The organism is Nocardioides acrostichi, assembly GCF_015319165.1.
GTDB lineage: Bacteria > Actinomycetota > Actinomycetes > Propionibacteriales > Nocardioidaceae > Nocardioides > Nocardioides acrostichi.
The window spans coordinates 112,240-136,339 of record NZ_JADIVZ010000004.1 but is presented as its reverse complement, the minus strand read 5'-3'; the positions used below and the strand labels follow the sequence as shown (position 1 = coordinate 136,339).

22 protein-coding genes are annotated in these 24,100 nt (G+C 71.0%); 16 read left to right on the top strand and 6 right to left on the bottom strand.

What is annotated here, in order from left to right:
* Positions 1-119 precede the first annotated feature (119 nt).
* A complete protein-coding gene (locus ISG29_RS10475; RefSeq protein WP_194503372.1) occupies positions 120-1,457 on the top strand; it encodes a cellulase family glycosylhydrolase in 1,338 nt (445 codons plus the stop codon).
* Here the strand turns inward: ISG29_RS10475 and ISG29_RS10470 are convergent, their stop codons facing one another.
* Positions 1,458-2,195, bottom strand: coding sequence for a dienelactone hydrolase family protein (locus tag ISG29_RS10470; protein WP_194503371.1), 738 nt, complete (start codon positions 2,193-2,195; stop codon positions 1,458-1,460).
* Positions 2,196-2,659: 464 nt separating this feature from the next.
* Between ISG29_RS10470 and ISG29_RS10465 the strand changes: the two genes are divergently transcribed.
* On the top strand, positions 2,660-4,288 hold the full coding sequence (locus ISG29_RS10465) for an HNH endonuclease signature motif containing protein (protein WP_194503370.1): 1,629 nt from the start codon (positions 2,660-2,662) through the stop codon (positions 4,286-4,288).
* Between the two features lie 85 nt (positions 4,289-4,373).
* On the opposite strand, the gene ISG29_RS10460 is transcribed toward ISG29_RS10465, so the two are convergent.
* Positions 4,374-5,162 carry an LLM class flavin-dependent oxidoreductase gene (locus ISG29_RS10460; protein ID WP_194503369.1) on the bottom strand — a complete coding sequence of 263 codons (789 nt, stop codon included), beginning with the start codon at positions 5,160-5,162 and terminating at the stop codon, positions 4,374-4,376.
* A 52-nt stretch (positions 5,163-5,214) separates the two neighbouring features.
* Between ISG29_RS10460 and ISG29_RS10455 the strand changes: the two genes are divergently transcribed.
* Together ISG29_RS10455 and ISG29_RS10450 are read left to right on the top strand one after the other, a co-directional pair.
* Positions 5,215-6,723 carry a cryptochrome/photolyase family protein gene (locus ISG29_RS10455; RefSeq protein ID WP_194503368.1) on the top strand — a complete coding sequence of 503 codons (1,509 nt, stop codon included), beginning with the start codon at positions 5,215-5,217 and terminating at the stop codon, positions 6,721-6,723.
* Between the two features lie 13 nt (positions 6,724-6,736).
* Positions 6,737-7,243: a 2'-5' RNA ligase family protein gene (locus ISG29_RS10450; RefSeq protein WP_194503367.1), complete on the top strand. Its 507-nt coding sequence runs from the start codon at positions 6,737-6,739 to the stop codon at positions 7,241-7,243.
* On the opposite strand, the gene ISG29_RS10445 is transcribed toward ISG29_RS10450, so the two are convergent.
* Positions 7,230-8,807, bottom strand: coding sequence for an arylsulfotransferase family protein (locus tag ISG29_RS10445; RefSeq protein WP_194503366.1), 1,578 nt, complete (start codon positions 8,805-8,807; stop codon positions 7,230-7,232). The two genes, ISG29_RS10450 and ISG29_RS10445, sit on opposite strands and share 14 nt — an antisense overlap.
* A 65-nt stretch (positions 8,808-8,872) precedes the next feature.
* Between ISG29_RS10445 and ISG29_RS20825 the strand changes: the two genes are divergently transcribed.
* Together ISG29_RS20825 and ISG29_RS10435 are read left to right on the top strand one after the other, a co-directional pair.
* The gene (locus ISG29_RS20825) at positions 8,873-9,787 is read left to right on the top strand and encodes an aminoglycoside phosphotransferase family protein (protein WP_194503365.1); all 915 of its coding nucleotides are present in this window, start codon (positions 8,873-8,875) and stop codon (positions 9,785-9,787) included.
* Between the two features lie 10 nt (positions 9,788-9,797).
* Positions 9,798-10,811 carry an NADP-dependent oxidoreductase gene (locus ISG29_RS10435; protein ID WP_194503364.1) on the top strand — a complete coding sequence of 338 codons (1,014 nt, stop codon included), beginning with the start codon at positions 9,798-9,800 and terminating at the stop codon, positions 10,809-10,811.
* Positions 10,812-10,872: 61 nt separating this feature from the next.
* Here the strand turns inward: ISG29_RS10435 and ISG29_RS10430 are convergent, their stop codons facing one another.
* Positions 10,873-11,802, bottom strand: coding sequence for an asparaginase (locus ISG29_RS10430; RefSeq protein ID WP_194503363.1), 930 nt, complete (start codon positions 11,800-11,802; stop codon positions 10,873-10,875).
* A gap of 44 nt (positions 11,803-11,846) precedes the next feature.
* Here ISG29_RS10430 and ISG29_RS10425 point away from each other — a divergent pair, with 44 nt between their 5' ends.
* Both ISG29_RS10425 and ISG29_RS10420 read left to right on the top strand, forming a co-directional pair.
* Positions 11,847-13,061, top strand: coding sequence for a DUF480 domain-containing protein (locus tag ISG29_RS10425; RefSeq protein WP_207792983.1), 1,215 nt, complete (start codon positions 11,847-11,849; stop codon positions 13,059-13,061).
* Positions 13,058-13,483: a glutaredoxin domain-containing protein gene (locus ISG29_RS10420; protein WP_194503362.1), complete on the top strand. Its 426-nt coding sequence runs from the start codon at positions 13,058-13,060 to the stop codon at positions 13,481-13,483. Before ISG29_RS10425 ends, ISG29_RS10420 begins: the two co-directional genes overlap by 4 nt.
* Before the next feature lie 6 nt (positions 13,484-13,489).
* On the opposite strand, the gene ISG29_RS10415 is transcribed toward ISG29_RS10420, so the two are convergent.
* Complete coding sequence (locus tag ISG29_RS10415) at positions 13,490-14,371, bottom strand: MaoC/PaaZ C-terminal domain-containing protein (RefSeq protein ID WP_194503361.1); 882 nt, start codon at positions 14,369-14,371, stop codon at positions 13,490-13,492.
* A complete protein-coding gene (gene kstD / locus ISG29_RS10410) occupies positions 14,371-16,098 on the bottom strand; it encodes a 3-oxosteroid 1-dehydrogenase (RefSeq protein ID WP_194503360.1) in 1,728 nt (575 codons plus the stop codon). Before kstD ends, ISG29_RS10415 begins: the two co-directional genes overlap by 1 nt.
* Before the next feature lie 35 nt (positions 16,099-16,133).
* Between kstD and ISG29_RS21615 the strand changes: the two genes are divergently transcribed.
* The 8 genes from ISG29_RS21615 (at position 16,134) to ISG29_RS10370 (ending at position 24,087) form a co-directional block, all read left to right on the top strand.
* Positions 16,134-16,940, top strand: a complete 807-nt coding sequence (locus tag ISG29_RS21615; RefSeq protein ID WP_328828730.1) for a 2-keto-4-pentenoate hydratase — start codon at positions 16,134-16,136, stop codon at positions 16,938-16,940.
* A 9-nt stretch (positions 16,941-16,949) separates the two neighbouring features.
* Entirely contained in the window at positions 16,950-17,879 is a 930-nt protein-coding gene (locus tag ISG29_RS10400; RefSeq protein ID WP_194503358.1) for an acetaldehyde dehydrogenase (acetylating), read from the top strand.
* Positions 17,876-18,967, top strand: coding sequence for a 4-hydroxy-2-oxovalerate aldolase (gene dmpG, locus ISG29_RS10395; RefSeq protein WP_194503357.1), 1,092 nt, complete (start codon positions 17,876-17,878; stop codon positions 18,965-18,967). The genes ISG29_RS10400 and dmpG overlap by 4 nt, the downstream gene beginning before the upstream one ends.
* A 22-nt stretch (positions 18,968-18,989) precedes the next feature.
* Complete coding sequence (locus ISG29_RS10390) at positions 18,990-20,129, top strand: FUSC family protein (protein ID WP_194503356.1); 1,140 nt, start codon at positions 18,990-18,992, stop codon at positions 20,127-20,129.
* 756 nt (positions 20,130-20,885) lie between these two features.
* Entirely contained in the window at positions 20,886-21,278 is a 393-nt protein-coding gene (locus ISG29_RS10385; RefSeq protein WP_194503355.1) for a VOC family protein, read from the top strand.
* Between the two features lie 107 nt (positions 21,279-21,385).
* The gene (gene hsaA, locus ISG29_RS10380) at positions 21,386-22,552 is read left to right on the top strand and encodes a 3-hydroxy-9,10-secoandrosta-1,3,5(10)-triene-9,17-dione monooxygenase oxygenase subunit (protein ID WP_194503354.1); all 1,167 of its coding nucleotides are present in this window, start codon (positions 21,386-21,388) and stop codon (positions 22,550-22,552) included.
* On the top strand, positions 22,552-23,445 hold the full coding sequence (gene hsaC, locus ISG29_RS10375; protein ID WP_194503353.1) for an iron-dependent extradiol dioxygenase HsaC: 894 nt from the start codon (positions 22,552-22,554) through the stop codon (positions 23,443-23,445). The genes hsaA and hsaC overlap by 1 nt, the downstream gene beginning before the upstream one ends.
* Positions 23,446-24,087 (top strand): flavin reductase family protein, encoded by a 642-nt coding sequence (locus ISG29_RS10370; protein ID WP_235959212.1) that lies wholly within the window; start codon positions 23,446-23,448, stop codon positions 24,085-24,087.
* Positions 24,088-24,100: the final 13 nt, after the last annotated feature.

Sequence of the window (24,100 nt, the reverse complement as noted above, 5' to 3'; positions counted from 1 at the left end):
ACCCGCTACGACACCACGAGCCCTGGTCGAGGTTCCCGTGTTTCGGGCCAGTGTTTCGGGCCCGGACCTGAGGGGCACGGTCGCTGTCACGCCCGACCCTCTCGTTGCTCGGAGATCCCATGCACCGTCACCTTCTCTTTGCCCGTCCGGCCCGCCTGGCTCTCGCCGTAGCGGGTGCCCTCACCCTCGCCGCGACCGTGCTCCCTGCGGCGTCCGCCGACGCGACCGGCACGGGCGACACCGGGCAGGGCGCGCGGGCCGCCGCCAAGACGGGCGTCTTCGTGCGAGGCAAGCAGGTGCGTCACTGGAACGGCGACGGGACGAGCAGCTACCGGTTCAAGACGCGCGGCGTCATCGTCGAGGGGTTCCAGTGGCCCGTCGAGGCGATGCAGGCGTGTGAGAAGAAGGCGGGGCTCGGGCACAAGGGCACGGACAAGGCGGATCGCTTCTGCGAGCGCCATCTCGACGCCATCGACTACTTCGACCACACCGGCGACTACGCCGAGGACTCGTTGACGGCGATGCAGCGGGCACGGCGGCACTGGAAGGCCAACACGGTGCGCTTCAACCTCAGTCAGGCGATGCTTGACCCCGCCTCGACGCTGTACAAGAAGACGCTGTCCGGCTCCTCCACGACCTGGGGCCAGACCTACATGCAGCGGCTGGTCGCGGCCGTGCACGAGGCCGAGGCCAACGGCATGGTCGTCATCCTGGCCGTGTTCAACCACCGCAACGCCCAGGCCGGGCTCGTGACCGTGGACGGCAAGACGCTGCTCTCCTACGACGCCAAGTCGGGCCTGCCCACCAACCGCACGGCCCGAGCGGTCTCGACGTTGGGCGAACGGTTCGGCTCCGACAAGGAGGTGCTGATCGACCTCTACAACGAGCCGTTCACGCAGAAGGGCCAGACGGTCACCACCTACGTCAACGGAGACCAGAAGTCCACGCCGCGGATCTCCGGCATCAATCGCCTGGCCGAGAAGGCCAGGGACGCCGGGGTCACGACACCTCTCATCACCCAGTGGGCCGACCTCAGCCAGTTGCCGGTCGGCAAGATCACCGACGAGAACATGATCTTCTCCTCCCACCCGTTCCTGGGTGACGGCGTTCGCACCGGCGGCGGCGACGCGAACTGGCGGCGTCGCTTCGGGGATCTCGCCCGGACGCGTCCGGTGGTGCTCACTGCCTGGAACGCGACGCCTCTGGTCAAGCACAAGAACGGCAAGACCACGAACACCTGGTGCCGGCACTCGGGCATCGACCTGGCCGACCAGTTCGTCAAGTACGTGCGGCGCAACGACGTCGGGCTGGTGGGGTTCGCCTTCGACGTGAACCAGTCGATGATCAAGAACTTCGCGAGGTTCCGCGACCAGCCCTACGGCCTCACGTCGTGCACCAAGCGGGGCGGCGCCGGTGTGGTGATCAAGCGGATGTTCGTCAACCAGGCGAAGGGCTGATCAGCTCCGCACACGCAACTTCTCAACGAAGAAGCCGAGCACCCGCTCGACGGCGCCCTGATCCCGGTGCTCGGTGACCGTGCTGTGCCCCTTGCCCGGCAGGTCGACGCGGATGAACGCCTCGCCCAGCTCGCGGTCGAGGGTGTCGAAGCGGGTACCGGTCAGCGGGTCGCCCGCGTACTGGAGGCCGAGGACGGCGCACCCGCCGGCGGCTCGTCGCTTCACCGCGGCGAGGTCGTCGCCGGAGAGATTGAGGTCGGCCTTGCGCTTCGTTCCGAGAGTGAAGGGCACCGACGGCTGGCAGAGCACGGGCGCCGCGACGGCGTCGTCGACCATCATCGCCAGCGCGAAGCCGCCGGTGAAGCACATGCCGAGTGCTCCGACACCGGGCCCACCCAGCTCACCGTGCAGGTCGCGCGCCAACGCGCGGAGCCAGCCCGCGATCGGGGTCGTGACGCCGGTGGCCAGTTTCGTGAACTCCGCGCTGACACAGACCTGCCTCATCGCCTTCGCGACGGTCACCCCGCTCATCGGCGCCTCCGGTGTACCGAAGAGGTGGGGCAGCACCACGGTGAAGCCGGCGTCGACGACCTCCTGGCCGAACCCGATCACGCTCGGCGTCGGACCGGGCACCTCGTGGATGACGATGACCCCCGGACCGGTGCCCTTGCGGTAGATCGGGTGGGTGATGCCGTCCGCCGCGAAGTCGGAGCGCTGCCAGGTGTCGAGGAGGGCCACGCGGCTCAGCGTAGAGGTGCCGGCAGGCAGGGGCGGGTGGTCGGACGTCCTCTGCCGGTGGTTGAGCCGTGAGGAGCGCCAGCGACGAGCGCGTCGTCCGGTGGTTGAGCCGTGAGGCCGTCCACGGCCGAGCGCGTCGAAACCCCACACGATGCTGACCCGCCGGTGGTTGAGCCGTGAGGAGCGCCAGCGACGAGCGCGTCGAAACCCCCGCACGGCGCTGGCGCACCGGTGGTTGAGCCGTGAGGAGCGCCAGCGACGAGCGCGTCGAAACCCCGCACGGCGCTGATGCACCGGTGGTTGAGCCGTGAGGAGCGCCAGCGACGAGCGCGTCGTCCGGTGGTTGAGCCGTGAGGAGCGCCAGCGACGAGCGCGTCGAAACCCCGTAACGGGCAAGGCAACATCTCCTCCACAGTTCACCGCCAGACCTTCTTATAGAACAGATGTTCGACTAGAATCGGGTCATGACCACGGCTCCCGCACCCCAGCCCTCAGGGCTGCTGGCATGTGCGGTGTCGGCGCAACGCGACGCGCAGGCCGCCGAGGTGCGGCTCTGGGAGGCGGCCGCGGAGTGGTGTGCCGCGCACGCCGAGGGCCACGTGCCCGACTGTGTCGCCGGTGGTCCGCTGGGCGTCGTGACCGACGAGCTGCTGGCCGCCTATGAGGTCGAGGGTGGTGACCGGCTCATTGGGGCCGGTGGCCCGGGGACGCCGTTGGTGGCTCAGTTCGCGATCATCGAACTCGCCACCGCACTCGGGCGATCGGATGCGTCGGGTCGGGCGTTCGTGGGGGCGGTGATGGAGACCCGGTTCCGCCTCCCACTGCTCTGGGAGGCCATGACCTCCGGGCGCGTCGCACCCTGGCGAGTACGCCGCATCGCCGAAGAGACCATGCGCCTCGGGCCTGAGGCTGCTGGGTTCGTGGACCGGATGATCACCCCGGTCGCGCACAAGACCGGCCTGCGGGCCCTGGACGGTCTCGTCGCGGATGCGATCGCCCGCTACGAACCCGAAACCGCTGAGGCCGACCTCGCCGACGCCCACGCCGCCAAGCACGTGACGATCGAGCTCGACCAGCCCGGCCGATCGACTACCCCGGGTGCCATCTGCGCGTTCGACGGCCTCGTCCGCCTCGACGGGCTCCTGGACCGGGCCGATGCCGAAGACCTCGACCACGCCCTCCGCCACCTCGCCGCCGAACAAGCAGTCCTCGGATCACCCCTGGATCTCGGCGAACGCCGGGCCGCCGCCCTAGGCCAACTCGCCCGGACCCAGACCATGCTCGACCTCGGTGGTCAGCTCACCGGTGGTGTGGTTTCGACGCGCTCGGCCGTGGACGGCCTCACGGCTCAACCACCAGCCTCGGCGGTGGTGGTTTCGACGCGCTCGGCCGTGAACGGCCTCACGGCTCAACCACCGGCCCTGCTGGTGGTTGAGCCGCCGGATGCCGAAGGCGAAGGCGTGTCGAAACCACCCCAACCCACCACGCTCCCCACCACGGTCCCCGCAAGCGTGCCCGCCCGCCAACTCGTGCTCCACGTGCGCCTCTCCAGCGAAGCCATCACCGGCACGCCGAGCATCGACCCCGCCACCGGCGCCCTGGGCCTCCACCTCGCCCGCGTCTGTACCGCCACCGGTGCACACCGCGCCACGGTGACCGCCGCCCAGGTCGCGACCTGGGCCGGCAACCCCGACACCCAGGTCATCGTCAAGCCCGTCGTCGATCTGGCCGACACGGCCGCGGTGGATGCCTACGAGATCCCCGACCGCATCGCCTACCGAGTCAAGGAACAACGCCAGACCTGCGCCTTCCCCTTCTGTCAACGATCAGCCATGCGCGCCGACCTCGACCACATCGACGAATACGTCCCCATGACCGAAGGCGGGCCACCCGGCCAGACCTCCACCGATACCCTCGCCCCGCTGTGCCGCACCCACCACCGCGCCAAGACCCACCCCAGCCCCAGCCACCAGCCAGGCCGGTCCGAGAGACGCTGGCGCTACCGCCGCATCCGCCCCGGCACCTACGTCTGGACCAGCCCCCACGGCCGGACCTTCCTCGTCGACCCCGACGGCACCGAACACCTCACCTGAGAGTGCTCCCTGCCCGGGGTTCCGTGACCCCGCATCCACGCCGGAGACCTCGCGGTGGCGCACCCGCAGCAACGCCGCCGTCGCGCTACGACGCGGGCCCCGCGTCCGCGAGCGCGAACGCGGCGTCGAGGTCGATGTCGAAGGGGCCGACGCGGGTGAGCACCCAGTCCGCGGAGTCGAGCCACGGTGTGGGGTCGACGTCGGGCTGGAGGTCGAGCACCACGGCGAAATCGTCGTCGACGCCGTGCTCGTCGAGCGTGACGCGCACCGACGCGATGTCGTCGGGTGTCGACTGACCGATCACGAAGAAGCCGTCGTGACGTGCGGCACGACGCATCGGGCGGGCGTTGCGGAAGCGGCCTCCGATCCAGATCGGCACCCTGGGTGCGGGGGAGAAGCGGACGCCGTGGGCCCGGTAGTGCTCCCCGTCGTGGTGCACGCTCTCGCCCGACAGCAGGCCCGTGAGCACCTCGAGACCCTCGTCGAGCATCGACGCGCGCACCGACGGAGAGGTCTGGTCGCCGAACGCCCCGAACTCGCCGACCCAGTCGTCGCCGAGCCCGATACCGAGCACGAAGCGCCCCTGCGAGAGCACGGCCAGGCTCGCCGCCTGCCGGGCCAGCACGTGCGGACGACGCCGTGCCAGCGGCGTGACCATCGGTCCGGTGAGCATGGTGGTCGTGCGCATCGCGACCGCTGCACAGCAGGTCCACACGTCGGCGACGTCGCGCACCCGCTCGCCGTACTGCACGTGGTCCCAGACGAACAATGCCTCCCACCCCGCGGCCTCCGCCCGCGCGGCGAGCTCGCCGACCACCCGCGGATCGGCGAGGGCGTCGAAAGGTGCCACGAAGAGTCCGCGTCGCGCCGCCATGGCCCCACCCTAGGGTGACCGAGACGGTGAGTGATCTGCCTAGCCTCGCGACATGAGCCGCGAGCGACACGTGCGTCTGGTGCTGCCGCATCAGTTGTTCACCGAGCACCTCGACAAGCGTCGCGTCGATGCCGACACCACGTTCGTGCTCGTCGAGCACGATCTCCTCTTCCGCCAGTACCGGTTCCACACCCAGAAGCTGGTGCTCCACCGGGCCTCGATGCGCCGCTTCGCCGACCGGCTGCGCGAGGCGGGCTTCGACGTCGAGACGATCGAGACCGATGGCCGCACCACCAGTCGATCGGCGCTCGCGAAGGTGATCGACCGTCTGGACCCGACCCGAGTCACGGCCTACGACGTGGTCGACGACTGGCTCTCCCGCGACCTCACCGCGGCCCTGGCCGACGGCGGCTACGAGCTCACCCGTGACGACGTGCTCGACACCCCGAACTTCCTCACCAGTCGCGACGAGCTCGCCGGGTACTTCGACGGCGTGGCCGGGCCGCGCGGCAAACGCGCCCGGATGGCGGACTTCTACGCCTGGCAGCGGCGGCGGCTCGACGTGCTGGTCGAGGGCGACCAGCCGGTCGGTGGTCGCTGGTCCTTCGACGAGGAGAACCGCAAGAAGCTCCCGAGGGGCTACGAGGTGCCAAGCCCCGAGACCCCGCGGCGCCACGAGCACGTCGAGGAGGCCATCGCCTGGGTCGAGCGCGCCTTCCCCGACAATCCCGGCAACGCCGACGCCTTCGCCTGGCCGACCAGTCACGCCGAGGCCGAGCGCGGCCTCACTGCGTTCCTCGAGCACCGCTTCATCGACTTCGGCCCCTACGAGGACGCCATCTCGGTCGAGCACCCCTTCCTCTTCCACTCCCTGCTCACGCCCGGCCTCAACATCGGCCTGCTCGACCCCCGGCGCGTCGTCGATGCCGCCCTCGACGCGGCCGAAGAGCACGACGTCCCCCTCGCCAGCCTCGAGGGCTTCGTGCGCCAGGTCATCGGCTGGCGGGAGTACATGCGCGCCGCCTACGTGCTCTGGGGGCGCCGCCTGCGCAGCCGCAACCACCTCGAGCACGGCCGCCCGCTGGCCGAGGGATGGTGGACGGCCGACAGCGGTCTCGACCCCGTCGACCACGTGCTGGGGCGGGTGCTCGAGCACGGCTACGCGCACCACATCGAGCGGCTCATGGTGCTCGGCAACGCGATGTGCCTGCTGCGCAGCGACCCCGATGCCGTCTACGAGTGGTTCATGGAGATGTTCGTCGACGCCTACGACTGGGTGATGGTGCCCAACGTGTACGCCATGAGCCAGTTCGCCAGCGGCGAGGCGATCACCACCAAGCCCTACGTGTCGGGCTCGAACTACCTCAAGAAGATGAGCGACCTGCCCCGCGGCGAGTGGGAGCAGGCCTGGGACGGCCTCTACTGGACCTTCGTGCGTGACCACCACGACGTGTTCGCCCGCAACGGTCGCTCACAGTTCGTGACCCGCGCGTACGAGAAGATGGACGCCGCCACGAAGGCCGCGCACACGCGCGCGGCCTCGCCGTGGCTGGCGGACTGAGCAGGAGAGGTCGATGCCGAAGCTGCACTCCCTCGAGCTGGTGCCCGACGACGAGGGGCAGGAGGCCGTCCGCGCCCAGTGGCAGGCGCTGCTCGACGCCGGTCTGCCGTCGCAGGCTCAGCACCGCAGCCCGAGCAACGCGCCGCACGTGAGCGTGGTCGAGGCGGCCCGGCTGCCGGACGAGGCGATCGACGTCGCACGCGTGCGCCTCGCCGGGCTGCTCCCGGTGACCGTGCGGGTCGGGGGAGTGCTCGTCCTGGGCACCGGCCCACGGGTCACCCTCGCCCGGCCCGTCGGCCTCGACGACGATGTGCAGCGCCGCGCGCTCGCCGTCCGTGCCCAGGTGCGTGACCGCGCCCACGGCGGATGGCTGCCCCACCTCACCCTGGCGCGCAGGCTGCCGGCGGAGGATCTGCCGCGGGCGCTCGCCGTGCTCGCGAAGTGCGGCCCGCCGGAACGGGTCGTGCTGGCCGAGCTGCGTCGCTGGAACCCCGACCGGGGTCACGTCACCGCACTGTGATGGTGCGCGAGCGCCCCAGCTCCTGGCCCTCGGCGTCGAGAGCCACCACCGCGAGATACCGTGCCGCCTCGACCTCCAGCGACGTCTCGAACCCGCTGCGCTCCGCCTCCTCGGCTCGCACCAGCGCGTCGCGCCGGTCGCCGGCGAGCGCTCGCCAGCGGGCCACCTCGGTGGCGCCGTTCCACGAGGCGTAGACCGTCATCGAGCCGCCGTCGGTCACCGCGGCGACATCGGGCGTGGTGGTCGGCCGCGCCGTCCAGGTCTGCCGCAGGCCGCGGTAGGAGCCGCTTCCCAGCCTCGTCATCCGCCACACGACGTCGCCGTCGGGCGTGATCTCGCTGATGACCGGAGCAGTGCCCCAGTCGACGACCACGTTGCCGCCTGCCAGCTGCTGCGTCGAGCCCATCGCCTGCGTCTTCTGCCCGTCCTCGAGCCGCCGGACCAGGCTCACGCTGCGCCCCTTCTCGTCGACGTCGAGGAAGAGCGCGGACGACGTGCCGCTGCCCTCGCTGCCGTTGCCGTTGTTGTCGAAGATGCTCAGCCTGCCGGTCGTACTGGTGCCGTCCTCGCCGCCGTCGAGGAACCGGGCGTCGTGCTGGTAGCGGAAGCCGCACTCGTCGGGCACCTCGAAGTCGCTCGCGGTGCCACCCAGGCGCCACCGGATCTCACCGGTCCGTCGGTCGATGAGCACCAGCGCGTCGGTATGGCGGAAGCTCAGCAGCACGGCGTCTCCGCGGGCCTGCGCGGAGTTGAGGTGGAAGGGGTCGATGGCGCCCTCGGGGGTGTCGCCCGGTCGGGCCCCGCCCGCCCGCTGGTTGCTCTCGTCGAGGTCGAGGTGCTCCGAGGCGACCCAGTCCAGCAGCACCTCGCCGGTCTCGACGTCGATCTCCTGGAGGTGGTTGTCGAGCATCCAGCCGTCCGTCGGTGCGCCGAGCGAGGACACGTCGGCGCGATGCGTGGGGTAGGCCGTGAGCAGAGCGGTACCCCGGTCGGTGAGCTCGAACTCGTGCAGGTCGGCCTGGACGCCGTGTCCGGCGTCGACCGTGCCCACCTGCCGATAGGAGCGGTCGAGCAAGACGCCCTGCCCCCAGCCGAACCCGAGGCCGACGGTACCGGCCCAATAGGTCAGCACCGGCTCCCCGCGATAGCGCTGCACGCGCAGACCCGCGACCGGTCGCCCGTACGGCTCGATCCAGACCGGCTCGCCTTCGTTGTCGTAGACGGCTCCGCGGAAGGTGTCGACCCGGCCCCCGGTGAACAGCAGCCCCTCGGAGGGCCCGGCGCCGAACGACTCGACCTCGACGTCCGGAGCGACCAGCTGGGTGCTGACGTAGGTGCGCACGGGCGGCAGTTCCTCGGTGTCCTCTGCGGTGCTGGCGGCGCCGCCGCCGGAGTCGTCGTCGCCGAGAGCGACGGCGCCACCGACCCCGCCGGCACCCAGGGCGGCGCCACCGAGCGCGGCGCCCGCGTAGGCCAGCCACCGGCGACGTCCGATCCTCGCCGGGTGGGCGGTGCCGTGATCGGGGTCGGGTGGGGACTCGGGTGAGGTGTCGACGTGGTCCACGCCAGGAATGTAGTCCGAAAAAGTCGCTCGCTCCGGCCAGGCGAACCCGTCTAGCGTCGGGGCCGATGCATCGAGACGACAGCCCGACGACCGCCGAGCAGGTCGCCACACTCGTGGCCGAACAGATGCCCCAGTGGGCCCACCTGCCGGTGGCGCCGGTCACCGAGCAGGGCACCGACCACTGTCTCTTCCGCCTCGGTGAGGAACTGGTGGCCCGCATGCCGCGCGTCGAGTGGGCGGCCGGGCAGGCCCTGCGAGACGCCGCGTGGCTGCCGCACCTGGCGCCGCACGCCGCGCGCGTCGGCGTCGACCTCCCGGTACCGCTGGCCCTGGGCGAGCCGACCGACGACTACCCGCACCCCTGGTCGGTGGTGCCGTGGCTGCCCGGCGTGACCCCGACCGAGCAGAATCTCGACGACGACACCGACTGGGCCGTGCTGGCGGCCGACCTGGGCGGTTTCGTGGCCATGCTGCGCGGCGTCCCGGCCGCCGGGGGGCCCGCGAAGAGGGGCGCCGACCGCGGTACGCACCCCAGGACGTGGGACGACGCGGTGCGACGGGGCATCGAGGCGGCCGGCGACCGGATCCCGACGCGGCGGGTGACCCTCGCCTGGGAGCGGATCCTCGAGGCTCCTGACCATCAGGGTCCGCCATCGTGGATGCATGCCGACCTGCTGCCCGGCAACATGCTCGTGCGCGACGGCAGACTCGGCGCGGTCATCGACTGGGGCGGCCTCGGTGTCGGCGACCCTGCCCCCGATCTCAAGCCGTACTGGAGCGTGGTGCCCGCCCATGCCCGGGCGGCCTTCCGAGAGGCCGTCGACGACGAGGACGACGCCCTGTGGCTGCGCGGCCTCGGCTGGGTTCTCGCCCCGAGCCTCACCGGCCTCGCCTACTACTGGGACACCATGCCGGCCTTCGCCCGCAGCCGTCTGGCGGGCGTGCACCTGGTGCTGGGGGAGTTGGGTCTCGGCGACTAGGTTCGAGTCCGTGTTGACGACCCAGATCCGCCTAGCCCACAGACCCGTCGGCGAGCCGACGGACGCATGCTTCGAGACGACGACCGAGGAGCTTCCCGCTCTCGCCGAGGGGCAGGTGCTGCTCGCGACCCGCTATCTCTCCCTCGACCCCTACATGCGCGGCCGCATGAGCGCCGCGAAGTCGTATGCCGAGCCGGTCCCCGTCGGCGGGGTGATGGTCGGTGCGACCGTGTGCGAGGTGCTCGAGAGTCGCAGCGACCGGCGCGCCGTGGGCGACCTGGTGCTCGCCTACACGGGGTGGCAGACCCATGCGGTGGCCGACGCCCGCCACATGCGGAGTCTCGACCCCGATGCCGCACCGGTGAGTACGGCGCTGGGCGTGCTCGGCATGCCCGGCTTCACCGCCTACGCCGGTCTGCTCGAGATCGGCAGGCCGCAGCCGGGTGAGACCGTCGTGGTCGCGGCCGCGATGGGTCCGGTCGGCTCGGCCGTCGGTCAGATCGCCCGCATCAAGGGCGCTCGCGCCGTCGGCATCGCCGGGGGGCCCGACAAGGTGCGGGCGCTGACCGAGGAGTTCGGTTTCGACGCGGCGATCGACCACCGCTCGGCCACCTTCGGAGAGGAGCTGAAGGCGGCCACGCCCGAGGGCGTCGACGTGTACTTCGAGAACGTCGGCGGCCCGGTGGGCGACGCCGTCACCGCACGGCTCAACACCTACGCCCGGGTGCCCGTGTGTGGCCTGGTGGCCGGCTACAACGCCACGAGTGCGCCCGAAGGCCCTGACCGACTCCCGGCCTATCTCGGGCGCGTGCTCACCCAGAGCCTCACCGTGCGCGGGTTCATCCAGGACGAGTTCGTGCCCACCCACACTGAGGCGTTCCAGCGCGATATGACCGGTTGGGTCGCCGACGGGTCGGTGCGCTACCGCGAGGATGTCGTCGACGGGCTCGAGAACGCTCCCGAGGCGTTCCGCGGGCTGCTCGCCGGGCGCAACGTCGGCAAGCTCGTCATCCGGGTGTCCTAGCCGAGATCTTCTTGCGGCGCCCTACCCGACCGTGCCAGTACGGCGTCTCCTCGGCCAGGGCTCATCCGGTGCCTCCGGCGCCCAGGGTGGCGCGCAGCAGGTCGTGCGGTGGAGGGGCGGGCAACACCCCCGCGCGGGCCAGCACGGCGTCCATGACCACGGGCCGGGCGCGATCGGAGCCGTCGTCGATCTTGAGGGCGAACGCGCGGCCGTCGGGCAGTGCCACCGCGTAGCAGGCCTCCGCGCCCAGCTTGGCGATGGCCCCAGGCAGTCGCTCGAGCAACCGGCGCTCGTCGCGCTGGGTGCCCGACACCAGCTCGGGATGGGCCCGGACGGCGTCCGCGACGCGGCGTTCGGCGCCGGACCGGGCCGTGGCCAGCGCCGCGAAGGCGCGAGCGAGTCCGGTGAGCGAGGCCGACAGCTGGGGCGCCCCGCACCCGTCGACCGCCACGTGCGCTGCAGGCGCGCCGGTGAGGCGGGCATGGGTGGCGGCGATGCGCTGCTGGAGGGGGTGCTCGGGGTGCAGGTAGGACTCGACCGGCCACCGGTTGACCACACAGGTGGCCAGCATCGCGGCGTGCTTGCCCGAGCAGTTCATCAGGATCCGCAACGGCCGCCCGCCCGCCCGCAGCACGTCGTCGCGCACCCGAGGCTCGAGCGGCCAGTCGGGTGGACACTGCAGGGCCGTGTCGTCGAGCGCCACGGAGTCGAGGAGCCGTCGGACCGCCTCGACGTGCAGCGCCTCGCCCGAGTGCGATGCGCACGCGATGGCGAGCAGGTCCGGCGGCAGGTCGAGACCGGTCGCCGCCATCGCAGCGGCCTGGAGCGGCTTGTTGCACGAGCGAGGGAACATCGGGGAGTCGACGTCGCCCACCGACCAGGCGACCTCGCCGTCGGCGTCCAGCGCGACGACGGCGCCGTGGTGGTGTCCCTCGACGAAGCCGGAGCGCAGCACCTCGGCGACGACCGGGTTGGAGGCGGGTGTGGGCACAGCGCGACCCTTCCAGGTCCCCGCCGGCCCGACATACTGGGCCCATGCCAGAGATCGAGCTCGACGCCCTCGACCAGCGCATCCTCGGCTCGCTGCTGGAGAAGCAGGTGACGGTGCCGGCCTCCTACCCGCTCACGCTGAGCGGGCTGCGCAGCGCCTGCAACCAGACCTCGAGCCGTGAGCCGGTCAGCGACTACGACGAGCACACCCTCGAGCACGCTGCCAAGGCGCTCAAGGACGCCGGGCTGCTGCGCATCGTGTGGTCCGACAGCGGCCGCCGCACCCTGAAGTACCACCAGGTGCTCAGCGATGCGTTGGGGCTCGAGGAGCATCCCGATCGCAGAGCCCTGCTCACCGTGCTGTTGCTCCGCGGCCCCCAGGCACCAGGTGAGTTGCGCAGCCGAACCGATCGGCTGCACCACTTCGCCCATCGCGACGACGTCGAGACCTGCCTGAGCGAGATGGCGCAGGCCGGGTTGGTGCGCCGCCTGGCGAGGCGGCCAGGCGACCGCGACCATCGGTGGATCCACCTGCTCGGCGATGCCGAGACCGAGGAGTCGGCTCCGACACCCGCGGCGGTCGACCGAGAGCAGCCCGTCGCCGACTCTCCGGCGGCGCGCGACGACCGGGTCCGCGGCGCGTACGACATCGTGGCCGCGACCTACACCGAGCGGTTGGTCGACGAGCTCGACGAGCTGCCGTTCGAGCGCTGGCTACTCGACCGCGTCGCCGACGACGCCTGCCGAGAGCGGCTGCCCGTGGTCGAGGTCGGCTGCGGCCCCGGCCACGTGACCGCCCACCTGCACGAGCGCGGCGCCGATGCCCGGGGCCTCGACCTCAGCCCCGGCATGGTGAGCGAGGCGCGGTCGCGCTTCCCCGACGTGCGCTACGACGTGGGCGACCTCCGTCGGTTGATGCGTCCCGAGGCGGCGCCGGGCTGGGGTGCGGTGCTCGCGTGGTACTCGCTGATCCACCTCGCCGCCTCCGAGCTGCCCGGGGCCGTCGCGGCCCTCGCGCGACCCATCGCCCCCGGCGGCCGGCTCGTGCTGGCCCTGCATGCCGGCACCGAGGTGCGCACCGCGTCGAGCTGGTTCGACCTCGAGATCCCGACGCTCGACGTCGTGCTGCACGAGCCGCACGAGGTGGTGAGACTCGTCGAGCAGGCGGGGCTCGTCGAGGTGGAGTGGTACCGCCGTGGCGCCCTCGCGCACCGGGGCGAGACCAGCGAGCGGCTCTACCTGATCGCCTCGAAGCCGTGAGGGCGCTGGTGTTCCGCTGGCTCGCCCCGGCGTTACTGGTGCTCTGCGCGGTGGCGATGGCGGCGTCCGGCCCTGGCGCACTCGGGTGGCTGTGGACGATGTTCCTGCTGTTCTTGGCCGTGGCCTTCTCACCGCTGGCCTTCCCACGCTCGCGCGGCTACGACGAAGGACGCCGCCGCGCGGCCGAGGGCGGTGTGCCGCTGGTGTGCTGGAAGCCGGGCTGCTCGTGGTGCGTGCGCATGCGGGCGGCCCTCGTCGGTGCCCCGGTGGTGTGGGTCGACGTCACGACCGACGAGGACGCCGCAGCCTGGGTCGCGGCCCACAACGGGGGCAACGTGACCACGCCGACCGTGTGGTTCCCCGACGGGTCGGTGCTCACCAACCCGCCACCGGCCCAGGTGAGGGCCGCCGTCCGAAGCTGACCGCCTTCAAAGAGTCAGGGAGCAGTCGGCGAGCACGGGTGCCCCGTCGCGCTGCTCGTCGTCGGAGACGATCCTCGCCGACGCCACGATGCCCTCATCCGTGCGCCAGCCGCGCACCCCGATGGTCTCGCCCAGGAACACCACACCGGCGAACCGCGCGCCGAAGCCGCGCACGGCCGAGGCGTCGCCGCCGAGCAGGGCGTCGGTGAGCTCGCGCAGCACGATGCCGTAGGAGCAGAGTCCGTGCAGGATCGGCGCCGGGAACCCGGCGTCCCGCGCGAACTGCGGGTCGGCGTGCAGCGGGTTGCGGTCGCCGCAGAGTCGGTAGAGCAGGGCCTGCTGCTCGGTGACGGTGTAGGTGACCTCGCAGTCGGGGTCGCGGCCGGGCAGCTCGACGGAGGTCGAGCTCCCGCGGTCGCCACCGAAGCCGCCCTCGCCGCGCACGAAGATCGAGGAGCGCACGGTCCACAGTTCCTCGCCCGCATCCGAGACCACGGTGCCTTCGTCCCAGATGACCGCCGCCTTGCCCTTGTCCCAGACGTCGGTGATCGACTTGCGCAGCGTCGCGGTGCCCGAGGTCGGGATCGGTCGGTGCACGGTGACGGACTGGGATCCGTGCACGACCTGGGCGAGGTCGATGTCGCAGCCGGGCAGGTCCAGCGGCGGCGGGGCCGTCTCGTGGAAGGTCGGGGCCACCACGCCGAACGACGGCAGCACATGCAGGTTCTCGTCGTCGAGGGTGTAGCGCAGGGCGGCAGGGGAGAGATGGTCGCCCGCGCGCTGCCCGGCACCGATGCCCAGGTGGTAGAGCAACACATCGCTGGCGCCCCACGAGAACGAGCGCTCGCCGAGGTCGGCGCCGATGGCGACGGAGGGGTCGATGGGCATCAGGCGGTCTCCTGGGCGTGCGAGGGCGCGGACTGCGCGATGTCGTCGGCGGCCAGCGCCCCGAAGACGATCGCTGGGCCGAGGGTTCCGCCGGGGCCTGGGTAGTTGTGCCCCATGACGGCCGACGAGACGTTGCCTGCGGCGTAGAGGCCGCCGATCACCGAGCCGTTCTCGCGCAGCACGCGGGCGTGCTCGTCGGTCACCAGACCGCCCTTCGTACCGAGGTCGCCCGGCACGATTTTCACCGCGTAGAACGGGGCTTCGTCGATGCGGGCCAGGGAGGGGTTCGGCTTGACCGTGGGATCGGAGTAGTACTTGTCGTAGCCGGACTCGCCGCGCCCGAAGTCGGCGTCGACACCGGCCTCGGCGAAGCCGTTGAACCGCTCGATCGTCGCGGCCAGCGCGTCGGCCGGCACCTCGATCTCGGCCGCCAGCCTCTCCAGGCTCGAGGCCTTCTTGATGGTGCCGTACTTGTACCAACGGCCCGGGAAGGGCTGACGTGGGAACAGCCCGGCGAAGAGGTAGCGATTGCGGTAGCGGGTGTCGATGATCATCCAGCTGGGCACGTGGCCGACCCCGGTCGCCTCGCCTCGGTACATCGCGTGGGTGGCCTGGATGTAGGGCAGCGCCTCGTTCATGTACCGCTCGCCGGCCTGGTTGACGATGATCGAGCCGGGCAGGTTGCGCTCGGCCAGGCAGAACCACGGGCCCGACGGCAGCGGGATGGTCGGCCCCCACCACGCGTCGTCCATGAGGTCTAGTCGCGCTCCCGCGGCGGCGCCCGCCTCGATGCCGCCGCCGGTGTTGTTGACCGAGCCCGTGGTCCAGTCGATGGACGCCGGCTTGGGGCCGAACTTCTCGCGCATCGCCAGGTTGCGCTCGAATCCGCCGCTGCCCAGGATCACGCCGCGGCGCGCCCGCACGACGTGCTCGCCGTCGGCGCGCTGCACGCGCACCCCGACGACGCGGGCGTCCTCGATCACGAGGTCGGTGAGGTCGCAGCCGTAGTGCACCGGCACCCCGGCGTCCACGAGGCCCTTGCGCAGCCCGATGGCGATGGCGTTGCCCATGCCGTACAGGCGCTGACGGCGCAGTCCGGCGACGAAGCGGCGCAGCAGGACGCGGATCATCGTCAGCGGGCCGCCGAAGGTGCGCAGACCGAGGCTGATCTTCCGGAAGTCGCGTTGGAGCACGACCATGTTGGCCGGGGCCTTGGTGTACTGCGGGTGCAGCCGCTCGAGCTCCTGGCCCAGGATGGAGCCGTCGATGGGGTCGGGCTCGACGCTGCGCCCGGCGAGACGGCCGCCGGGGGACTCCGGCAGGTAGTCGGCGTAGTCCGGCACCCACTGGAAGCGCAGCGGCGTCTTCTCGCGGACGAAGTCCATGACCCCGGGGCCGGCCTCGAGGTAGGTGTCGCGACGCACCTTGGGCACGACGTCGCCCACGATCGAGTCGAGGTAGGCGCGCGCCTGCTCCGCGTCCCCGGCATCGACCTGGCCGGCCTTCTGCAACGCATAGTTGCCCGGGATCCACACACCGCCACCGCTGCGCGCGGTGTTGCCGCCGAAGTACTCGCTCTTCTCCAGCAGCACGGTGTCGAGGCCGTGGCTGCCGGCGCGCAATGCCGCGCTCATCCCCGCGCCGCCGGCGCCGACGACGATCACGTCGACCTCGGTGGGCAACTGCTCGCTGGGGGCCGGCGCGGAGCCGGTCGGTGCACCCGTCATGGCGCGAAACTGTAACAGGTTCTAGTATCGGCGAAGTGACCTCCCAGAGCGCGATCGACGCCGCCGTGCAGCGGCTCGCCGAGGCCCAGGCGACCCGGGTGCCGTGTGCCGCCGTCCGCGATCTCATCGGCACCGACGACCTCGACGCCGCCTATGCGGTGCAGCAGGGGCTCGTGCAGGCCCGCATCGCCGGGGGCGTCACCGTCGTGGGCCGCAAGATCGGCGCCACGTCGAAGGCCGTGCAGGACCAGCTCGGCGTCGACCAGCCCGACTTCGGCTACCTGCTCTCCGACATGGACGTCAGCGCCGGGGCCGCCGAGGGTGCCGACCCGATCGGCATGGCCACGCTCGTGCAGCCGCGCGTCGAGGCCGAGGTCGCGTTCCGCCTGGCCCGCGACGTCGACGACGCCGAGATCACGATCGACAGCGTCCGAGACGCCGTCGAGGTCGCGCTGCCGGCGCTCGAGATCGTCGACTCGCGGATCGGCGACTGGGACATCACCTTCACCGACACCGTCGCCGACAACGCCTCGAGCGGGCTCTACGTCGTGGGCAGCGACGGCGTGCCGCTGAGCGAGCTCGAGCCGCGCGAGGTCGAGATGTCGCTCACCATCAACGGCGAGGTGCGCTCGTCGGGCAACGGCGCGGCCTGCCTCGGCGACCCGCTGGAGGCGCTGCGCTGGCTCGCCGTGCAGTGCCGGCGCTTCGGCGACCCGCTGCGCGCCGGGCAGGTGGTGCTCTCGGGAGCGCTCGGCCCGTTCGTGCCCTTCGTCGCCGGTGACGAGGTCACCGCGACCATCTCGGGCTTCGCCCCGCTGACCGTCTCGTTTCGTGAGGACTGAGGAGTAGTCATGAGCAAGCTCACCGCCGCCATCGTGGGGCCCGGCAACATCGGCACCGACCTGATGTACAAGCTCCTGCGCAGCGCCCAGGAGGGAGGCAGCATCGAGCCGCGCTGGATGATCGGCGTCGACCCGTCCTCCGAAGGCCTCAAGCTCGCCGCCAAGGAGGGCCTGGAGTCCACCCACGAGGGCGTCGACTGGCTGCTCAAGCAGGACCAGTTGCCCGACCTGCTCTTCGAGGCCACCTCCGCCTACGTGCACCGCGAGTACGCGCCGCGCTACGAGGAGGCCGGCATCCGGGCCATCGACCTGACGCCCGCCGCCATCGGCCCGGCCGTCATCCCGCCGGTCAACGGCGAGGAGCACGTGGCCGAGATGAACGTCAACATGATCACCTGCGGTGGTCAGGCGACCATCCCGATGGTCAACGCCGTCTCGCGAGTCGCCCGGGTGCCGTACGCCGAGATCGTCGCCTCGGTCTCGAGCATGTCGGCCGGCCCCGGCACGCGGGCCAACATCGACGAGTTCACCCGCACCACCTCGGCCGGCGTCGAGACCATCGGCGGCGCCGAGAGCGGCAAGGCGATCATCATCCTCAACCCCGCCGAGCCGCCGATGATCATGCGCGACACGATCTTCTGCGCCGCCGACCCCGACGCCGACCGCGACGCCATCGTGGCCTCCGTCTTCGCCATGGAGCAGGCCGTGCAGGAGTACGTGCCCGGCTACCGGCTGCTCCAGGAGCCGCAGATCGACGACCCGAGCGACGCCACGCGCGGCAACCTCAAGGTCTCGATCTTCGTCGAGGTCGAGGGCGCCGGTGACTTCTTGCCGCCGTACGCCGGCAACCTCGACATCATGACCGCCGCCGCAACGCAGGTCGGCCAGGCCGTTGCCCGTCATCTGGGCGCCCGCTCGACCACCGGAGGAGCCTCATGACCGACATCAATGCTCTGGCCCGCACCTGGCACGGCACGCACGGCACCGAGCCGTGGGGCGAGCTCGACCTGCGTTTGACCGACACCTGCCTGCGCGACGGCTCGCACCACAAGCGGCACCAGTTCACCGCGACCGAGGTGCACGACATCGTCGAGGCTCTCGACGCCTCCGGCATCCCGGTCATCGAGGTGACCCACGGCGACGGGCTCGGTGGCTCGTCGTTCAACTACGGCTTCTCCCGCACCCCGGAGCAGGAGCTCATCAAGATCGCGGCCGAGACCGCGCAGCGCGCCAAGATCGCGTTCTTGATGCTGCCGGGCGTCGGCACCAAGGACGACATCCGGGCTGCGCAGGCGGGCGGCGGCCAGATCTGCCGCATCGCCACGCACTGCACCGAGGCCGACACCTCGATCCAGCACTTCGGCCTGGCCCGCGAGCTCGGGCTGGAGACCGTCGGCTTCCTCATGATGAGCCACACCCAGAGCCCCGAGGTGCTGGCCAAGCAGGCGCGGATCATGGTCGACGCCGGCTGCCAGTGCGTCTACGTCGTCGACTCCGCCGGCGCGCTCATCATGGAGCAGACCGCCGACCGCGTCTCCGCCGTCGTCGCCGAGATCGGCGACGTGGCCGATGTCGGCTTCCACGGCCACGAGAACCTCGGCCTCGGCGTCGCCAACACGATCATCGCTGCCCGCGCGGGCGCCACCCAGATCGACGGCTCCGTGCGTCGGTTCGGCGCCGGCGCCGGGAACACGCCGCTCGAGGCGTTCATCGGCGTGTGCGACAAGCTCGGCTGGCGCACCGGCGTCGACTTCCTCCAGATCGTCGACGCCTCCGAGGAGGTCATCAAGCCGGCGATGCCCGAGGAGTGCCAGCTCGACCGGATGACCCTGATGATGGGCTACGCCGGCGTCTACTCCTCGTTCCTCAAGCACGCGGGTAACGCGGCCGAGCGCTACGGCGTCTCGGGCGCGAAGATCCTGCTCGAGGCCGGACGCCGCAAGCTCATCGGTGGCCAGGAGGACCAGCTCATCGACATCGCCCTGCTGCTCAAGGCCGAGCAGGACAAGGCCGCCGCGAATTCCTGACCGCGTCGGTCACGATAGGGGCATGAGCCCACCCGATCCCACGAAGGTGCGCAGCGCGTTGGCTGCCCTGGATCGTGCCCGCACGCGCAGTCGCACCTCGTGGCGGCAACGGTGGGCCCGGCTGCGGAGCCGGTCGTGGCAGATCGGTCAGTGTGCCGTGGCCGCGGCCGTCGCCTGGTGGTTCGCCAAGGACGTCGCGGGGCACCCGGCGCCGTTCTTCGCGCCCGTGGCAGCGGTGGTGTCGCTGGGCATCTCCTACGGTCAGCGCCTCCAGCGAGTGGCCGAGGTGACGATCGGCGTGGCCGTGGGCGTGTTCGTCTCCGACCTGCTCATCCACGTGCTCGGCTCGGGTCCGTGGCAGATCGGGCTCATCGTGGCGCTGGCGATGAGCGCGGCCCTGCTGTTGGACGACGGTGCGTTGCTGGTCACGCAGTCGGCCGTGCAGGCGATCATCGTGAGCACCCTGCTGCCGAGCTCCGGCGATGCGTTCCTGCGGTGGACCGACGCCCTGATCGGCGGTGGCGTAGCGCTCGTGGCCGCGACGGTGGTGCCGCGAGCGCCGCTGCGGCGCCCGCGCGAACGCGCCGCGGTCGTGGTCCGCAAGGTCGCCGAGCTGCTGCGCGGCGTGGCGACCGGCATCGAGGGAGGCGACGCCGAGGGCGCACTGGTCCGACTCCAGGACGCGCGTGCCACCGAGGTGCTGGTGCGCGACCTCCAGATCGCTGCCGACGAGGGGCTCTCGGTCACGGCGTCCTCCCCGTTCCGGGTGCGGCACAAGAGTGACGTGCGGTCGCTGCGCGAGCTCATCGAGCCGCTGGACCTCGCGTTGCGCAACACCCGGGTCGTGGTGCGTCGCGTGGCCGTGACGACGCATCTGGGATACCCGGTGCCCGCCTCGTACGCGGTGCTCGCGCGCGAGCTCGCCGCGGCCGCGGATGCGATGGGCGACGAGCTCGCCGCGGGTCTCCAGGCGGTCGCCGCACAGCCCGCCCTGCTGGAGGTTGCCCGGATGTCCGGCGAGGTGGAGCGTTCGCAGTACCTCAGCGCCGAGGTCGTGCTCGCTCAGCTGCGCTCGATCATCGCCGACCTGCTCGCGGCCACCGGCATGGATCCGATGGAGGCCACCGAGGCGCTGCCCCCACCCAGTGGATGGGACGGCTGACCCTCCGGTGGTTGAGCCGTGAGGAGCGCCAGCGACCGCTCCGTCGGTGGTTGAGCCGTGAGGAGCGCTAGCGACGAGCGCGTCGAAACCCGGCAACTGTGAGAGCAAGGCTGCTTGGCACCTCACCGGGTTTCGACACGCCTTCGCCTTCGGCATCCGGCGGCTCAACCACCGGGGCGCCGGGTTTCGACACGCCTTCGCCGGTGGTTGAGCCGTGAGGAGCGCTAGCGACCGCTCCGCCGGTGGTTGAGCCGGGAGGAGCGCTAGCGACGAGCGCGTCGAAACCCAGCAACTGTGAGAGCAAGGCTGCTTGGCACCTCACCGGGTTTCGACACGCCTTCGCCTTCGGCATCCGGCGGCTCAACCACCGGGGGCAGCGGGTTTCGACACGCCTTCGCCTTCGGCATCCGGCGGCTCAACCACCGGGGCACCGGGTTTCGACACGCCTTCGCCTTCGGCATCCGGCGGCTCAACCACCGGGGTCGCCGGGTTTCGACACGCCTGCGCCTTCGTCCATCCGGCGGCTCAACCACCGCCGGGGTCGCCGGGTTTCGACACGCCTTCGCCTTCGGCATCCGGCGGCTCAACCACCGGGGGCAGCGGGTTTCGACACGCCTTCGCCTTCGGCATCCGGCGGCTCAACCACCGGGGGCAGCGGGTTTCGACACGCCTTCGCCTTCGTCCATCCGGCGGCTCAAGCACCGCCGGGCGGGAATTGCCGTGACGCGTGTCGGCCCCACCGGGCAGGGTGCATCCATGGCTTCTCGACTCTCGAACCTCTGCTTCGACGCACACGACACCTTCGCCCAGGCCCGCTGGTGGGACCAGGTGCTCGACGACTTCACCCTCGACCCGACCGACACCGAGCCCGGCTTCAACCACGAGGGAGCCGCGGAGTCCGGGTTGGAGGGGCCGGAGGAGCGGTACCTGCTGTTCCTCGAGGTGCCTGAGGGCAAGGCGGTCAAGAACCGGGTGCACCCGTGCCTGCGTCCGATCGACCGCTCCCGCGACGAGGAGGTCGAACGGGTGCTGGGCCTGGGCGCCACGATGCTGGACGACCGGCGTGACGGAGAGAAGGGGTGGGCGGTGCTGGCCGATCCCGAGGGCAACGAGTTCTGCATCCTGACCCGCTATCAGCCGGGCGAGTGACACGCGGCCACCGGCGTCCAGTGGCCCAAAACGAGAACGTGTTCTAGTCTGGTTCCTGAACGTGCGCCAGGCCCATCTCTGGCGGCCGACGGAATGAGGAGAGAGCGATGTCCCAGGCTGTTCTCGACAATGTGCGCGACCTGCTGCCGGGCCTGCGCGAGCGCGCCGAGGAGACCGAGCGGCTACGGGTCGTGCCCGAGGCGAACATCAAGGAGCTCGAGGAGGCCGGGCACTTCAAGCTGCTCCAACCCCGGCGCTTCGACGGGTACGAGTCCGACCCCATCGACTTCTACACCTCGGTGCGCCTGATCTCCTCGGCCTGCGGCTCCACGGGCTGGGTCTCCAGCGTGGTGGGCGTGCACCCCTGGCAGGTCGCGCTCTTCGCCGACGAGGCGCAGCAGGCGGTCTGGGGCGAGGACACCAACGTCCGGCTGTCGTCCTCCTACAGTCCCACCGGCAAGGCGACCGTGGTCGAGGGCGGCTACCAGCTCAGCGGGAAGTGGAGCTTCTCCTCCGGCTGTGATCACTGCTCATGGGTGCTCCTCGGCGGCCTGGTCTTCGACGGCGAGGGCAACGTCGTCGACTTCAAGACCTTCATGTTGCCGCGCAGCGACTACACGATCGTCGACGTGTGGCACATGGTCGGCCTGGCCGGCACGGGCTCGAACGACATCATCGTCGACGACGTCTTCGTGCCCGAGGCCTTCACGCTCTCGATGGGGCAGACCGGCCAGTGCAAGGGCCCCGGTCAGGAGCAGAACACCTCCGACCTCTACAAGCTGCCCTTCCACTCGATCTTCACCAACACCATCACCACCCCGATCATCGGTTTGGCGATGGGCGCCTACGACGAGCACGTCGAGATGCAGCAGAAGCGCACCCGTGCCGCCTACCTCGGGGAGAAGGCCAGCCTCGACCCGTTCGCGGCGGTGCGCATCGCCAAGGCCTCCAGCGAGATCGATGCCGCCTGGGCGCTGCTCGTGGCCAACATCCGCGAGGAGCAGGACTACGTCGCCAAGGGCGAGAAGATCCCGCTCAAGACGCGTCTGAAGGTCCGCCGCGACCAGGTGCTCGGCTCCCAGCGCGCCATCGACGCCATCGACGCGCTGTTCGAGGCCTCCGGCGGTCGAGCCCTGGCCAACGGCACCTACCTCCAGCGCGCCTGGCGCGACGCCCACGCGGGTCGCGTGCACGCCGCGAACGACCCCGAGCGGGCCCTCCAGATGTACGGCGCGCTCGAGTTCGGCCACAAGATCGACCCCGGGATGTACTGATGGACCTGAAGTCCATGGGGTACGTGCGCGTGTCGAGCACCGACCTCGACCAGTGGCGCACGTTCGCGGGCAAGGTGCTCGGGCTCGCCGAGACCCGTGGGCCCACCGAGGGCAACCTCTACTACCGCATCGACCAGGTCTCGGCGCGGCTCGTGGTGGTGCCCGGTGAGGTCGACCAGCTCACGTGCGTGGGTTGGGAGGTCGCCGACCACAAGGCGCTCCAGGAGGTGCGCGAGCACCTCCAGAAGGCCGGCGTGGACTTCGAGGAGGGCACCCGCGACGAGATCGACGAGCGCCGCGTGCAGGAGCTCGTGCGGTTCAGCGACCCGTTCGACAACGTCTTCGAGGTCTTCCACGGCATCAGCTACGAGTCCCGACCCGTGGTGCCGCCCTACGGCGCGCAGTTCGTCACGGGTGACCAGGGCATGGGCCACGTGGTGCTCCCGGTGAGCGACGACGTCGAGGCGCTGCGCTTCTACGCCGACGTGCTCGGCTTCCGGCTGCGCGACTCGATGTCGATGCCCGGTGAGTTCGTGGGCAAGGAGCCCGGCTCGAAGATCTGGCTGCGCTTCCTCGGCGTCAACCCGCGCCACCACTCCTTGGCCTTCCTGCCGATGCCGAACCCGAGCAAGTGCGTGCACATCATGCTCGAGGTCACCGACCTCGACGACGTGGGCCGAGCTCTGGAGAGGGTGCGCAAGCACGGCGCGAAGCTGTCTGCCACACTCGGACGCCACATGAACGACGAGATGGTCTCCTTCTACGTCAGGTCACCGGCCGGGTTCGACGTCGAGTTCGGCACCGACGGCCTGCGGGTCGACGACGGCAGCTGGGTGGCGCGCGAGTCGACCGCCGTCTCGTACTGGGGGCACGACTTCTCCGGAGGAAGCTGAATGACGGATCGGTCCGAGATCCCGGGTGGCATGAGGGACGACGCCCGCGAGACCTGGCCGAGCCCCGAGCTCATCGAGTCCTGGCTCGGCGACTCCATGTACGACGTGCAGCTGGGGCCTGGCGACGACGTGGTCATCGACGCCGACGACCCCGAGGCCCTGGCGCGCGCACGGCGCTTCCGCGACACGCTGAGCCAGTTCGCGTCCGGCATCACGGTCATCACCACCCTGAGTGGCGGCGAACCGGTCGGGATGACCTGCCAGTCCTTCTCCAGCGTCAGCCTCGAGCCGCCGCTGGTGATGTTCATCCCCGCGAAGACCTCCCGCGCCTGGCCGCTGATCCAGCGGGCCGGAGCCTTCTGCGCCAACATCCTCGCCTCAGGCCAGGCCGACCTCTCGAACCAGATGGCCAGCAAGGGCGCCGACAAGTTCGCCGGCGTCGACTGGGAGCCGGCGCAGGTCACCGGGTCACCGGTGCTCAAGGGCACCCTGGCCCACCTCGATTGTCGGATCCACGCCGCCTACGAGGCCGGCGACCACTTCGTCGTCATCGGCCGGGTCGAGCACCTCGCCGTGGGCGACGACGCCGCCGACCCGCTGCTGTTCTTCCGCGGCACGTACCGCTCCACCGACCCGGTCTGAGTCGGGGCCGCGA

Excerpts from the sequence above, each read along its gene's own strand:
- ISG29_RS10475 (WP_194503372.1), top strand. The coding sequence starts at position 120 with ATGCACCGTCACCTTCTCTTTGCCCGTCCGGCCCGCCTGGCTCTCGCC.
- ISG29_RS10465 (WP_194503370.1), top strand. The coding sequence starts at position 2,660 with ATGACCACGGCTCCCGCACCCCAGCCCTCAGGGCTGCTGGCATGTGCG.
- ISG29_RS10460 (WP_194503369.1), bottom strand. The coding sequence starts at position 5,162 with ATGGCGGCGCGACGCGGACTCTTCGTGGCACCTTTCGACGCCCTCGCC.
- ISG29_RS10455 (WP_194503368.1), top strand. The coding sequence starts at position 5,215 with ATGAGCCGCGAGCGACACGTGCGTCTGGTGCTGCCGCATCAGTTGTTC.
- ISG29_RS10450 (WP_194503367.1), top strand. The coding sequence starts at position 6,737 with ATGCCGAAGCTGCACTCCCTCGAGCTGGTGCCCGACGACGAGGGGCAG.
- ISG29_RS20825 (WP_194503365.1), top strand. The coding sequence starts at position 8,873 with ATGCATCGAGACGACAGCCCGACGACCGCCGAGCAGGTCGCCACACTC.
- ISG29_RS10425 (WP_207792983.1), top strand. The coding sequence starts at position 11,847 with ATGCCAGAGATCGAGCTCGACGCCCTCGACCAGCGCATCCTCGGCTCG.
- ISG29_RS10415 (WP_194503361.1), bottom strand. The coding sequence starts at position 14,371 with ATGCCCATCGACCCCTCCGTCGCCATCGGCGCCGACCTCGGCGAGCGC.
- kstD (WP_194503360.1), bottom strand. The coding sequence starts at position 16,098 with ATGACGGGTGCACCGACCGGCTCCGCGCCGGCCCCCAGCGAGCAGTTG.
- ISG29_RS10400 (WP_194503358.1), top strand. The coding sequence starts at position 16,950 with ATGAGCAAGCTCACCGCCGCCATCGTGGGGCCCGGCAACATCGGCACC.
- dmpG (WP_194503357.1), top strand. The coding sequence starts at position 17,876 with ATGACCGACATCAATGCTCTGGCCCGCACCTGGCACGGCACGCACGGC.
- ISG29_RS10390 (WP_194503356.1), top strand. The coding sequence starts at position 18,990 with ATGAGCCCACCCGATCCCACGAAGGTGCGCAGCGCGTTGGCTGCCCTG.
- ISG29_RS10385 (WP_194503355.1), top strand. The coding sequence starts at position 20,886 with ATGGCTTCTCGACTCTCGAACCTCTGCTTCGACGCACACGACACCTTC.
- hsaA (WP_194503354.1), top strand. The coding sequence starts at position 21,386 with ATGTCCCAGGCTGTTCTCGACAATGTGCGCGACCTGCTGCCGGGCCTG.
- hsaC (WP_194503353.1), top strand. The coding sequence starts at position 22,552 with ATGGACCTGAAGTCCATGGGGTACGTGCGCGTGTCGAGCACCGACCTC.
- ISG29_RS10370 (WP_235959212.1), top strand. The coding sequence starts at position 23,446 with ATGACGGATCGGTCCGAGATCCCGGGTGGCATGAGGGACGACGCCCGC.